This window comes from Pseudomonas sp. RA_35y_Pfl2_P32 (assembly GCF_963970735.1).
Classification (GTDB): domain Bacteria; phylum Pseudomonadota; class Gammaproteobacteria; order Pseudomonadales; family Pseudomonadaceae; genus Aquipseudomonas.
In genome coordinates this window covers 1-11,676 of the sequence record NZ_CAXAQF010000029.1, presented here as the reverse complement: position 1 = coordinate 11,676, position 11,676 = coordinate 1, and the positions used below count along the sequence as shown (strand labels likewise).

Genomic DNA, 11,676 nt, shown 5'->3' with positions numbered 1-11,676 from the left:
AACTTGAAGCAGCGCAGGAGGCTACATTCAGAAGTTAAAGTAATTTGTTAAGAGTAAGATTTTTTCGGTATTACAAAAGCGCTTCTGCTATTGATTCAGCAGGGTGGGTAATTGCTACTACACGCGCGCCTCTACTAAGGGGTCTAACGAGATGGTGGCATATCGACATCAATTAACACATGCCCACAACATACTGCGGGCGGCGAACCGATAATACCAAGCCCCTGTGCCGGCGATTCAAGCACAAAAGCGAAAAAAGGTGGAGAGTCGATCTGTAAGCCGGGTTCTGTCTTGAACAGTCATTCGTCTACGATGGCCATCACTGGACACCTTTAGCAACCTACCCGGTCCCAGCGCGGGCCACGCCTTGGGACCCTATTTGGTCTTGCTCCAAGTGGGGTTTACCTAGCCACGAACTGTTGCCAGTCGTGCGGTGCGCTCTTACCGCACCTTTTCACCCTTACCGGCACCGAAGTGCTTAGGCGGTTATTTTCTGTGGCACTTTCCGTAGGCTCACGCCTCCCAGGCATTACCTGGCACTTCGCCCTATGGAGCCCGGACTTTCCTCCCCCCCCTAATTTTCATAGAGGGCAGCGACTGTCCAATCGACTCTCCGCCGCGAAGGTTAACGGCACAGCGCCCGAAGAACAAGCAATAAAAGCCTTTTGCCGCTCTGCAGACCCCGTTTTTACTCGCCCTTCTGTTTTTCCAGGGCCACTTGATAGAGCACATTCTTGCGCTCGCCGGTAATTTGCGCCGCCAACGCCGCGGCACGTTTGAGCGGCATCTCCTCGAGCAACAGATTGAGGATGCGCATGGCCTCGCTGCTGACGGCATCCTCAGTCTCCGGCGCGGTCCAACCCGCCACCAGCACCACACACTCGCCACGCTGCTGATTGCTGTCGCCCTCGACGAACCCGCGCAGTTCGGCCAGAGGCAGGCCCTTGAGGGTCTCGAAGGTCTTGGTCAGCTCGCGCGCCAGCAACGCTGGTCGTTCAGGGCCGAACACCAGCTCCATGTCCTGCAGGCATTCGAGGATCCGGTGAGGCGCCTCATAGAAGATCAGGGTCCGCGGCTCTTCCTTAATGGACTCCAGGCGCGCGCGCCGACCAACGGCCTTGGCCGGCAGGAAACCTTCGAAGATGAAACGGTCGGACGGCAGCCCCGCTGCCGACAATGCGGCGATCAGTGCGCACGCCCCGGGAACCGGGACTACATTGATACCGGCAGCGCGTGCCTGGCGTACCAAGTGATAACCCGGATCGGAGATCAGCGGCGTGCCGGCATCGGAAATCAGCGCGACATTGTCACCGGCCAGCAACCGCGTGATGAAGCGACTGCCCTCATCGCGCTCGTTATGTTCGTGACAGGCCGCCAGGGGGGTCACGATACCGAAGTGCTGCAGCAAACGCAGGGAGTGACGGGTGTCTTCGGCGGCGATCAGCGCCACCTCGCGCAAGATTTTCAGCGCGCGGGCACTGATGTCATCCAGGTTGCCGATGGGCGTCGCCACCACATAAAGCGAGCCAGCAGCGGAATTCAAAGCACCTGGAGCAGTCAAAGCGCACACCTCATGATCGGTAAAAGCGCCATTGTAGCGCGTAGATGCCTGCTGGATGCGCACCACTGTCATCAGGTCGCACTACCTTTTCGTGAGCCCGGCAACATTTACACGACCTAAATTGCACGATTCACGCCAGTAACATCGCGCCCCGGCCAGTGCTTGGGTACAATTCCACGCTAATTTGATCGAGTATCAGGAACACTTACATGATCGCTTGCCTGCGGCTGTTCACTGCCCTCTGCCTCGCTGCCCTGTTGGCGGCTTGCGCCAGCTCGCCCTCGTCCAGCCTTGGCGACCTTCCACGGACGGCCGATGCCAGTATCGAGCAATTGCTCGAACAGGCTGCCACCAGTAGCAATCCGGAAAAGGCTGCCCTGCTGCGCCTGAGCGCGGCCGACCTGGCTTATCGCCAGGGTAACGCCGGCCAGTCCGCGCAAATCCTGCAACAGGTTCCGCTGGACACGCTCAAACCGGGCCAGCAGGTCTATGCCAGCACCCTGGCCGCCGAACTGGCGATGACCCGCAACCAGCCCAAGGCCGCACTGACTGCCTTGAGCCACCCGAGCCTGCAGCGCCTGAGCGAATTGCCAGACGAGCAGCAGGTCCGCACCAGCACCGTACGTGCCCGCGCGCTCGAAGCCGATGGCCAAACCCTGGCCGCCGCCCGCGAGCGGATCGCCATCGCGCCGATGCTCGAAGGTGAGGCCGCGAGCAAGAACCACGAGGCGATCTGGGCACTGATCGCCTCGCTGCCCACCGACCAGTTGCAACCGATCACCGACGATGTACTCGGTGGCTGGATGAGCCTGGCCGTGGCGGTGAAAACCGCCGGCACCCTGGAACTGCAACAGGCCGCCATCGACACCTGGAAGGCCCAGCATCCGAAACACCCGGCCGCCCTGCAGTTGCCACTGCCACTGACCCAACTCAAGCAACTGGCCAGCCAACCGCTGGGCAAGATCGCCCTGCTGCTGCCCCAGGAAGGCCCGCTGGCCTCGGTGGCCAAGGCGTTGCGCGAAGGCTTCATGGCTGCTCACTACCAGGCCCAACAGGCCGGCCAGAACCCGCCAGCCATCGAGTTCTATGACAGCGCGCGCCTGACCTCGCTGGACGACTTCTATCGCAAGGCCCAAGCCGATGGCGTACAACTTGTAGTCGGGCCACTGGAAAAACCCCTGGTCAAACAACTCAACGCCCGCCCTCAGCTGCCGATTACCACCCTGGCACTGAACTACAGCGAAGGCGACCAAGGCCCGGCCCAACTGTTCCAGTTCGGCCTGGCAGCCGAGGACGAGGCGCGCGAAGTATCCCGTCGTGCCCGTGCCGATGGCCTGCATCGCGCTGCGGTACTGGTCCCCAAAGGCGAATGGGGCGACCGTGTCCTCAAGGCCTTTAGTCAAGACTGGCAAGGCAATGGCGGCACCATCATCGGCGTCGAACGCGTCGACCAACCCGTGCAACTGGCCCAACAGATCGCCGACCTGTTCCAACTGCGCCAGAGCGAAGGTCGCGCCAAGAGCCTGCAAAGCACCGTAGGCTCGCAGATCGCAGCACAACCGGCACGCCGCCAGGACATCGAGTTCATTTTCCTTGCCTCGACCCCGCAACAAGCGCAACAGATCAAGCCCACCCTGAACTTCCAGTACGCCGGTGACGTGCCCGTCTATGCCACCTCCCACGTGTACAGCGCCAGCGGCGACCAGAACCAGTACAACGACATGAACGGCGTGCGCTTTTGCGAAACCCCGTGGCTGCTTAACACCAGCGACCCGTTGCGCCAGCAAGTGACCGCACAATGGCCACAAGCCAATAGCAGCCTGGGCCGCCTGTACGCCATGGGCGTCGACGCCTACCGCCTGGCCCCACGCCTGGGTCAACTCAAGGCCCTGCCGGACAGCACCATCGAAGGCCAGTCGGGCAACCTGAGCATGAGCCCGACACAACGGGTTCAACGCCAGTTGCCTTGGGCGCAGTTCGTCAACGGCCAGGTTCAACGTCTGCCGGATACCCCGCGCTGATGCCCGACAGGTCACGCCAGCAAAGCGGTCGAGATGCTGAAAGCCAGGCGCTCCAGCATCTCCAGCAACAGGGACTGCGCTTGCTGGCGCAGAACTGGTTGTGTAAACGCGGCGAGCTTGATCTGGTCATGCTTGACGGCGATACAGTAGTATTCGTCGAAGTCCGCTACAGACAAAACACCCAATGGGGTGGCGCGCTCGGCAGTATCGATGCGCGCAAGCGTCAAAAACTGATACTCGCCGCGCAGTATTTCCTGCAGAGCGAGTCACGCTGGGCCGACTCCCCCTGCCGTTTTGATGTGGTTGCCATAGACAACACTGCAGCGCATCTGAACTGGATACGGAATGCCTTTGATAGCTGAGCGCTCTCGGGCAGGACCGTTTTTCACCCAACACTTTTGCTCTTTGCTTTGCGGGCCGCACATTGCTGTGCCACCAGGCCGCGCCACTTAAGGTCACACAGATGGACATGCAATCCCGAATTCGCCAGCTTTTTCAGGCCAGTATCGATACCAAGCAACAGGCGATGGACGTACTTGCACCGCACATCGAGCAAGCCAGCCAAGTGATGGTCAACGCCCTGCTCAACGAAGGCAAAATGCTCTCGTGTGGCAATGGCGGTTCGGCCGGTGACGCACAGCACTTCTCCTCCGAACTGCTCAACCGCTTCGAGCGCGAGCGCCCCAGTCTGCCGGCCATCGCCCTGACCACCGACAGCTCGACGATCACCTCGATCGCCAACGACTACAGCTACAACGAAATCTTCTCCAAACAGATCCGCGCGCTCGGCCAGCCCGGTGACGTCCTGCTGGCGATTTCCACCAGCGGCAACTCGGCCAACATAATTCAAGCGATCCAGGCCGCACATGATCGCGAAATGATTGTCGTAGCATTGACCGGTCGCGATGGCGGCGGCATGGCGTCGCTGCTGTTGCCCGAAGACGTGGAGATTCGCGTACCGGCCAACGTCACCGCACGCATTCAGGAAGTTCACCTGCTGGCGATCCACTGCCTCTGTGACTTGATCGACAGCCAATTGTTCGGGAGTGAAGAATGACCCCTAATCGCCTAGGCCTACTGGCCCTGACCCTGTGCCTCGGCATCAGCGGATGCACCTCGGTGGTGAACGCCAGCCGTGAAAGCCCCATTCAAGATGACCGCGGCACCCGCACCTTCGGCAGCAAGATCGACGACTCGCTGATCGAAACCAAGGTCGGCGTGAACGTGGCCAAGGCCAACCCGGACCTAGACACCCAATCGCACATCGTCGTCACCAGCTTCAATGGCGTGGTGCTGCTGGCCGGGCAAACGCCCCGCGCCGACCTCAAGGCCCAGGCCGAGCAGGCCGCTGCCGCTGTGCAGCGGGTCAAGACAGTACACAACGAACTGCAGGTGATGCAGCCCTCGTCGCTGCTGGCGCGCAACAACGACGCCTGGCTGACCACCAAGATCAAGACCCAGATGCTCACCGACGCCAGCATTCCCGGTTCGCGCATCAAGGTCGTGACCGAAAACGGCATCGTCTACCTGCTGGGCCTGCTGACCAAGCAGGAAGCGGCCCAGGCCACCAATCTGGTGCAGGGCGTTTCCGGGGTACAGAAGATCGTGAAGCTGTTTGAGTACATTGACTGATACTCCCCCCTGCAGGCGCACGGCTTGTCGGCGATGGCGATGGCGATTGTGAAATGGCCATCGCGAGCACGCCCGGCTCCTACAGCAATAAAAAAGGCGATCCATTCGGATCGCCTTTTTTATTACTTCACCACCTTCAAGCTTGGCCGTCCGCTAGGGCGCGGCGGCTCGTTGTCGGGTGGCGGCAGATCGTCTTCGGGCTCGAACTCGTCCTCGCCCTCTACCGGCGACTCCAAGTCAAATACCATACCCTGGCCATTCTCCCGGGCGTAAATACCCAGGATCGCAGCGATAGGCACGTACAGGGTGTGCGGCACACCACCGAAGCGCCCCTCAAAGCTCACTGCATCGTTATCCATGTGCAGATGACGCACGGCAGCGGGCGAAACGTTCAGGACAATCTGTCCGTCACTGGCAAAACCCTGCGGCACCTGCACCGAAGGAAACTCGGAGTTGACCAGCATGTGCGGGGTGCAATCGTTATCGACAATCCACTCATAGAGCGCACGGACGAGATAAGGACGACTGGAGTTCATAGCGGCTCCTTAAGCCTTAGCGCATATCGCGTTCGACACCAGACAGACTCGCCTGGAATGCCTCACGCGCAAACTGGCGCTCCATATAATCAAGCAGCGGCTTGGCCGGCCGCGGCAGTTCAATACCCAGAATCGGCAAACGCCAGAGTATGGGTAGTAGGCAGCAATCCACCAGGCTTTGTTCCTCACTGAGGAAAAACGGCTTGTCGGCGAACAACGGCGAGACACCCGTGAGGCTCTCTCGCAGTTCCTTGCGTGCCTGCACGCGCGCCGACTCCTTGCTCCGTGAATCCAGGATCAGATCCACCAGGCCACACCAGTCACGCTGGATGCGATGGATCAGCAGGCGACTATTGGCCCGCGCCACAGGATAAACCGGCAGCAAAGGTGGATGGGGATAACGCTCATCCAGGTATTCCATCACCACGGTCGACTCCCACAACGCCAGGTCACGATCGACCAGGGTGGGCAAGCTGCCGTAAGGGTTCACTTCGATCAGTTTAGGCGGCTGACGGCCCGCCTCCACGCTGATGATCTCGGCGCTGACACCCTTCTCTGCCAGTACGATTCGCACTCGGTGGGAATAGTGGTCGGCGGGGTCGGAGTAACAGGCCAACCGGTTGGTCACGCCCATGGCGGTCCTCCTCGCTTGTTGAAATTATCGAAAGCGGAAAAACGAGCGCGCCCAGAGGGCGTCTCCCGTAACGCCTGGATGACCAGACCCGTTACGTTTACAGAGACGCCCTTGGGCGCGCGCGATTAACAGCAAATGCTTGAAGCTAAATCAATGCACATCTTTCCAGTATTCGCGCTTGAGCAAGTAAGCGAATACGAAGAAGAACGCCAGGTACAACAGTACGTAGGTACCAATGCGCTGATGCTCCAGCTTAACCGGGTTAGCCGAGTAAGCGAGGAAGGTTACCAGATTCTTGACCTTCTCATCGAACTGCTCTTCGGTCAGGGCACCGGACTTCGGCACGATGGTCAACTGATCGCACGCTTCATGAGTCAGCGGCGTACCGGTCAGCGGATCATATTGCTTCTTGCCGTCTTCGACGATCGGCACCTGCTTGCAGCCTACGACCTGGCGACCTTGCAGGCCAACCAGCACGTTGGGCATGCCGACGTTCGGGAACACCTTGTTGTTCACGCCCCAAGGACGCGACGGGTCTTCGTAGAACGACTTCAGGTAACCGTAGAGCCAGTCAGTGCCACGCACGCGCGCCACCAGGGTCAGGTCAGGCGGCGCAGCGCCGAACCAGGCCTTGGCGTCTGCTGGCTGCATGCCGATGCTCATGTGGTCGCCGATCTTGGCGCCGGTGAACACCAGGTTCTTGAGCATCAGATCGTGAGGAATCCCCAGGTCGTCGGCAACGCGCTCATAGCGCTGGAACTTGGCACTGTGGCAACCCATGCAGTAGTTGGCGAAGGTACGCGCGCCATCTTGCATTGCCGCTTTATCGGAGACGTCGATGTCGACCTTTTCCAGCTCAGGACCGCCCGCAGAAGATGCGAACGAGAACACAGGCATAGCAGCAAGAATCAGTACAGCAAATAGCTTTTTCATCAGCCAGTCACCCTTTCCGGAACCGGTTTTGTCTTCTCGAGCCGGGTGTAGAACGGCATCAGAATGAAGTAGGCGAAGTACAGGAAGGTACATACCTGCGACAGCAGCGTACGACCTGGCGTCGGCGCCAGCACACCCAACACACCCAGGATCACGAACGAAATGCAGAACACCCAGAGCCAGATCTTGCTCATCCAGCCCTTGTAGCGCATGGATTTGACCGGGCTACGGTCAAGCCATGGCAGGACGAACAGCACGGCAATCGCGGCACCCATGGCGATAACACCCAGGAGCTTGTCGGGAACCGCACGCAAGATCGCGTAGAACGGGGTGAAGTACCAGACCGGGGCGATGTGCTCAGGGGTCTTGAAGGCGTTCGCCACTTCGAAGTTCGGCTTCTCGAGGAAGTAACCGCCCATTTCCGGGAAGAAGAACACGATCGAGCAGAAGATGAACAGGAACACCACCACGCCGACGATATCTTTCACGGTGTAGTACGGGTGGAAGGCAATGCCGTCCAGCGGTACGCCGTTTTCGTCTTTGTATTTCTTGATGTCCACGCCGTCCGGGTTGTTCGAACCCACTTCGTGCAGCGCCAGAACGTGCAGCACCACCAGGCCAAGAATGACGATCGGCAAGGCCACGACGTGCAAGGCGAAGAAGCGGTTCAGGGTAATCCCGGAAATCAGGTAGTCACCACGAATCCACTGGGTCAGGTCGTCGCCGATGACCGGAATCGCACCGAACAGCGAGATGATCACCTGGGCACCCCAGTAGGACATCTGGCCCCACGGCAGCAGGTAACCCATGAAGGCTTCCGCCATCAGGGCCAGGTAGATCAGCATGCCGAACACCCACACCAGCTCACGTGGCTTCTGGTACGAGCCGTAGAGCAGGCCACGGAACATGTGCAGGTAGACCACGACGAAGAACGCCGAAGCGCCGGTGGAGTGCAGCAGACGCAGGATCGAGCCGTACTCGACGTCGCGCATGATGTATTCGACGGAGGCAAATGCTTCTTCCGCCGACGGGGTGTAGCTCATGGTCAACCAGACACCGGTTACGATCTGGTTAACCAGAACCAGCAGCGCCAGGGAGCCAAAGAAGTAGAAGAAGTTGAAGTTCTTCGGAGCGTAATACTTGCTGAGATGGTCTTCCCACATCTTGGTCGCAGGAAAGCGCGCATCAACCCAATCCATGAACTTGCTCATCACGCGTTCTCCGTATCGACGCCGACGACAATGATGTCGTCCGACTCATAGGAATGCGGGGGAACTGGCAGGTTCAAAGGCGCAGGCTGCGATTTGAAGACACGGCCAGCCAGGTCGTAGTGGGAGCCATGGCAAGGGCAGAAGTAGCCGCCCACCCATTTTGGACCGAGGTCGGCCGGCGCCACTTCTGGACGGAAGGTCGGTGAACAGCCCAGGTGCGTGCAGATACCGATCAGCAGCAGCACTTCAGGCTTGATCGAACGCGTCTTGGGATCCACGTAGGTCGGTTGCACCGAGGCCTTGGAGTCCGGATCGGAGAGATCCCCCTCGATCTTCGTCAGGTTCCCCAGAATCTCCTGGGTACGGCGGACGATGAATACCGGCTGACCGCGCCATTCGGCAATCATTTGCTGACCTGGCTCGATTTTGCTGACATTCACTTTCACCGGTGCACCTGCGGCTTTCGCCTTGGCACTGGGAAACCACGACCCCACGAACGGGACCGCAGCCCCCACCGCTCCTGCAGCACCCACCACGGATGTGGCTGCTACCAAGAAGCGACGCCGGCCTGTATTCACGCCGTCATTGCTCATCCAGTCCTCTCCCATCAGCTTTGTGGCCTGTTAAATCAGGCATCTACTAAGTAAAAATCTGAACTTATAAAAATTTTGCAGAATGGTAATGAAAAGCCCCAATTCTGACAAGGTAATTACCACCCTCGGGTAGCGCCAAGCCTTGTAGTATAGGGCCTCTGCGGATGTGGCAAGTTGTCACACCAAAAAACACCGCCCATAAAAAACGCCCAGCTCCGCGAGGAGACTGGGCGCTTTGAACGCGAAAGCGAATTAACGCTTCGAGTACTGCGGACGCTTACGCGCTTTACGCAGACCAACTTTCTTACGTTCAACTTCACGCGCGTCACGGGTTACGAAGCCAGCTTTACGCAGTGCACCGCGCAGAGTTTCGTCGTAATCCATCAGAGCGCGAGTGATACCGTGGCGGATTGCGCCAGCTTGACCACTTACACCACCACCGATCACGGTGACGTAGATGTCGAACTTCTCGACAGTCTCAGTCAATTCCAGCGGCTGACGAACTACCATGCGGGCAGTTTCGCGACCGAAGAAATTATCCAGGGAACGGTTGTTGATGGAGATGTTACCAGTGCCCGGACGCAGGAAAACGCGTGCGGTTGCGGTCTTGCGACGGCCAGTGCCGTAATTTTGAGTCGCCGACATAATGAACTATTCCGTTAAAACTTCAGTTCTTGGGGCTGCTGAGCAGTATGAGGGTGAACAGCGCCCGCATAGACTTTCAGCTTACGATACATGTCGCGACCCAGTGGGTTCTTAGGCAGCATGCCTTTAACCGCGGTCTCGATCACGCGCTCAGGGGCTTTAGCGATCAGCTTTTCGAAGTTGATCGACTTGATGCCGCCCGGGAAACCGGAGTGGGAGTAGTAGATTTTGTCGGTGGTTTTAGCACCGGTTACACGAATCTGCTCAGCGTTGATAACGACGATGTAGTCACCGGTGTCAACGTGAGGAGTGTACTCAGCTTTATGCTTGCCACGCAGACGGCTCGCGATTTCGGTGGCCAGACGACCCAGGGTCTGACCTGCAGCGTCGACGACAAACCAGTCGCGCTGTACTGTTTCCGGTTTAGCAGTAAAAGTTTTCATTCTTTATAGCCTCAGGGGCCGCCCTGTAAATTAGACGGCGGATCTTACTGAATAGTGCGTACTTTGACAAGTCAAAGGCAGCCGGGTACAGACGCTATCGGGGGCTCGGGTCGGCGCGTCCGTTCAACGGCAAGATTCTTCGGCGGCGGCGCATCACTTCCACTGCAGAAAGAGGTGCGCAATTATGCAGATTGCGAAAAAATTTTCAACCTGCTTTTATGATTGTTTTGCCAAGGGAGCACCCGATGGACTATCGCCAGCTAGGCCGCACCGATCTGAATGTGAGCGCCATCTGCCTCGGAACCATGACCTGGGGTGAGCAAAACAGCGAGGCAGAGGCCTTCGCACAGATCGAACGAGCCAAGAGCGCCGGGATCAATTTCATCGACACCGCCGAGATGTACCCGGTCCCGCCGAAGGCAGAAACCTACGCCAGCACCGAACGCTACATCGGCAACTACTTCAAGAGCCGCGGCGACCGCGCCGACTGGATCCTGGCCAGCAAGATCGCCGGTCCCGGCAATACCATCGACTATATTCGCGATGGTCACCTCAAGCACAACCGCGAACACATCGTCCAGGCCCTGGACGCCAGCCTCAAGCGCCTGCAGACCGACTGGATCGACCTCTACCAACTGCACTGGCCAGAGCGCAGCACCAATTTTTTTGGCCAACTGGGCTACAAGCACAAGAGCGAAGTCAACCTGACGCCGCTGGAGGATACCCTTGAGGCCCTGGATGAACAGGTCAAAGCCGGCAAGATCCGTCACATTGGCCTGTCCAACGAAACCCCATGGGGCACCATGCGCTTTCTCGCCCTCGCCCAAACCCGTGGCTGGCCACGTGCGGTGACCATCCAGAACCCCTACAACCTGCTCAACCGCTGCTTTGAAGTGGGCCTGGCGGAAATCGCCATTCGCGAACAATGCGGTCTGCTCGCCTACTCGCCGCTAGCGTTCGGCTTCCTGTCAGGCAAGTACGAAGGTGGCGCGCGCCCGGCAACAGGCCGCCTGAGCCTCTACAGCCGCTTCAGTCGCTATTTCAACCCGCAATCGGAAGCAGCCTGCAGCCGTTATGTCGCGCTGGCCCGTGAGCACGGCCTGGACCCGGCCCAAATGGCCCTGGCCTTCGTCACCCAGCAACCGTTCGTCACCAGCAACATCATCGGCGCCACGACCCTGGAGCAACTGGATAGCAACCTCGCCAGCTTCGACCTGAAACTGTCGGATGACGTGCTGGCGGGCATCGAGGCGATCCACAAGGATCACCCGAACCCGGCGCCTTGATCGGCCTTTAGACCCAATCGTCGCACCGCCGCTCCCACAAGGATCACATCGTACCTAATGAAATGGTTACCCCCACCGCCCCTTGCGATAGCTCACTAAGCTTTCGCAAGGGGCCCATCGGAGACCATTCTCATGAACAACGTAGCTATCGCCGCCATCGACCTGGGTAAAAACTCCTTTC

The 11,676-nt window shown here is 59.0% G+C and carries 13 protein-coding genes and 1 other RNA gene; 5 read left to right on the top strand and 9 right to left on the bottom strand.

Translation table 11 applies throughout. From position 1 onward, the window contains the following. Positions 1-259: 259 nt before the first annotated feature. Both rnpB and rsmI read right to left on the bottom strand, forming a co-directional pair. An RNA gene (gene rnpB / locus AACY45_RS24230) (RNase P RNA component class A) lies at positions 260-613 on the bottom strand. A 75-nt stretch (positions 614-688) separates the two neighbouring features. Beyond that, positions 689-1,561, bottom strand: a complete 873-nt coding sequence (gene rsmI / locus AACY45_RS24225; protein WP_339547803.1) for a 16S rRNA (cytidine(1402)-2'-O)-methyltransferase — start codon at positions 1,559-1,561, stop codon at positions 689-691. A 209-nt stretch (positions 1,562-1,770) separates the two neighbouring features. Between rsmI and AACY45_RS24220 the strand changes: the two genes are divergently transcribed. The 4 genes from AACY45_RS24220 to AACY45_RS24205 all read left to right on the top strand — a co-directional run bounded on the left by AACY45_RS24220 (position 1,771) and on the right by AACY45_RS24205 (position 5,214). Next, entirely contained in the window at positions 1,771-3,582 is a 1,812-nt protein-coding gene (locus AACY45_RS24220) for a penicillin-binding protein activator (RefSeq protein ID WP_339547802.1), read from the top strand. Beyond that, the gene (locus AACY45_RS24215; RefSeq protein WP_339547800.1) at positions 3,582-3,944 is read left to right on the top strand and encodes a YraN family protein; all 363 of its coding nucleotides are present in this window, start codon (positions 3,582-3,584) and stop codon (positions 3,942-3,944) included. Before AACY45_RS24220 ends, AACY45_RS24215 begins: the two co-directional genes overlap by 1 nt. 101 nt (positions 3,945-4,045) lie before the next feature. Then, a complete protein-coding gene (locus AACY45_RS24210; RefSeq protein ID WP_007904374.1) occupies positions 4,046-4,639 on the top strand; it encodes a phosphoheptose isomerase in 594 nt (197 codons plus the stop codon). Further along, entirely contained in the window at positions 4,636-5,214 is a 579-nt protein-coding gene (locus AACY45_RS24205; protein ID WP_095168947.1) for a BON domain-containing protein, read from the top strand. Before AACY45_RS24210 ends, AACY45_RS24205 begins: the two co-directional genes overlap by 4 nt. A gap of 122 nt (positions 5,215-5,336) precedes the next feature. Here the strand turns inward: AACY45_RS24205 and AACY45_RS24200 are convergent, their stop codons facing one another. The 7 genes from AACY45_RS24200 to rplM form a co-directional block, all read right to left on the bottom strand. Further along, positions 5,337-5,750: a ClpXP protease specificity-enhancing factor gene (locus AACY45_RS24200; RefSeq protein WP_095168948.1), complete on the bottom strand. Its 414-nt coding sequence runs from the start codon at positions 5,748-5,750 to the stop codon at positions 5,337-5,339. Positions 5,751-5,766: 16 nt separating this feature from the next. After that, the gene (locus AACY45_RS24195) at positions 5,767-6,384 is read right to left on the bottom strand and encodes a glutathione S-transferase N-terminal domain-containing protein (protein WP_339547799.1); all 618 of its coding nucleotides are present in this window, start codon (positions 6,382-6,384) and stop codon (positions 5,767-5,769) included. 150 nt (positions 6,385-6,534) lie between these two features. After that, entirely contained in the window at positions 6,535-7,317 is a 783-nt protein-coding gene (locus AACY45_RS24190; protein ID WP_339547798.1) for a cytochrome c1, read from the bottom strand. Beyond that, positions 7,317-8,528, bottom strand: a complete 1,212-nt coding sequence (locus AACY45_RS24185) for a cytochrome b (protein WP_095168951.1) — start codon at positions 8,526-8,528, stop codon at positions 7,317-7,319. Before AACY45_RS24185 ends, AACY45_RS24190 begins: the two co-directional genes overlap by 1 nt. After that, positions 8,528-9,121, bottom strand: coding sequence for a ubiquinol-cytochrome c reductase iron-sulfur subunit (petA, locus tag AACY45_RS24180; RefSeq protein ID WP_095168952.1), 594 nt, complete (start codon positions 9,119-9,121; stop codon positions 8,528-8,530). The genes AACY45_RS24185 and petA overlap by 1 nt, the downstream gene beginning before the upstream one ends. A 252-nt stretch (positions 9,122-9,373) precedes the next feature. Continuing rightward, a complete protein-coding gene (gene rpsI, locus AACY45_RS24175) occupies positions 9,374-9,766 on the bottom strand; it encodes a 30S ribosomal protein S9 (protein ID WP_003205364.1) in 393 nt (130 codons plus the stop codon). A 14-nt stretch (positions 9,767-9,780) separates the two neighbouring features. Further along, complete coding sequence (gene rplM / locus AACY45_RS24170) at positions 9,781-10,209, bottom strand: 50S ribosomal protein L13 (RefSeq protein ID WP_007905295.1); 429 nt, start codon at positions 10,207-10,209, stop codon at positions 9,781-9,783. A gap of 245 nt (positions 10,210-10,454) precedes the next feature. Here rplM and AACY45_RS24165 point away from each other — a divergent pair, with 245 nt between their 5' ends. Beyond that, positions 10,455-11,495, top strand: a complete 1,041-nt coding sequence (locus AACY45_RS24165; RefSeq protein ID WP_339547795.1) for an NADP(H)-dependent aldo-keto reductase — start codon at positions 10,455-10,457, stop codon at positions 11,493-11,495. The last annotated feature ends 181 nt before the right edge of the window (positions 11,496-11,676 follow it).

Coding starts and splice junctions, on each gene's coding strand:
- AACY45_RS24215 (WP_339547800.1), top strand. CDS start 3,582: ATGCCCGACAGGTCACGCCAGCAAAGCGGTCGAGATGCTGAAAGCCAG.
- AACY45_RS24200 (WP_095168948.1), bottom strand. CDS start 5,750: ATGAACTCCAGTCGTCCTTATCTCGTCCGTGCGCTCTATGAGTGGATT.
- rpsI (WP_003205364.1), bottom strand. CDS start 9,766: ATGTCGGCGACTCAAAATTACGGCACTGGCCGTCGCAAGACCGCAACC.
- AACY45_RS24185 (WP_095168951.1), bottom strand. CDS start 8,528: ATGAGCAAGTTCATGGATTGGGTTGATGCGCGCTTTCCTGCGACCAAG.
- AACY45_RS24220 (WP_339547802.1), top strand. CDS start 1,771: ATGATCGCTTGCCTGCGGCTGTTCACTGCCCTCTGCCTCGCTGCCCTG.
- rplM (WP_007905295.1), bottom strand. CDS start 10,209: ATGAAAACTTTTACTGCTAAACCGGAAACAGTACAGCGCGACTGGTTT.
- AACY45_RS24210 (WP_007904374.1), top strand. CDS start 4,046: ATGGACATGCAATCCCGAATTCGCCAGCTTTTTCAGGCCAGTATCGAT.
- petA (WP_095168952.1), bottom strand. CDS start 9,121: ATGAGCAATGACGGCGTGAATACAGGCCGGCGTCGCTTCTTGGTAGCA.
- AACY45_RS24165 (WP_339547795.1), top strand. CDS start 10,455: ATGGACTATCGCCAGCTAGGCCGCACCGATCTGAATGTGAGCGCCATC.
- AACY45_RS24190 (WP_339547798.1), bottom strand. CDS start 7,317: ATGAAAAAGCTATTTGCTGTACTGATTCTTGCTGCTATGCCTGTGTTC.
- AACY45_RS24205 (WP_095168947.1), top strand. CDS start 4,636: ATGACCCCTAATCGCCTAGGCCTACTGGCCCTGACCCTGTGCCTCGGC.
- AACY45_RS24195 (WP_339547799.1), bottom strand. CDS start 6,384: ATGGGCGTGACCAACCGGTTGGCCTGTTACTCCGACCCCGCCGACCAC.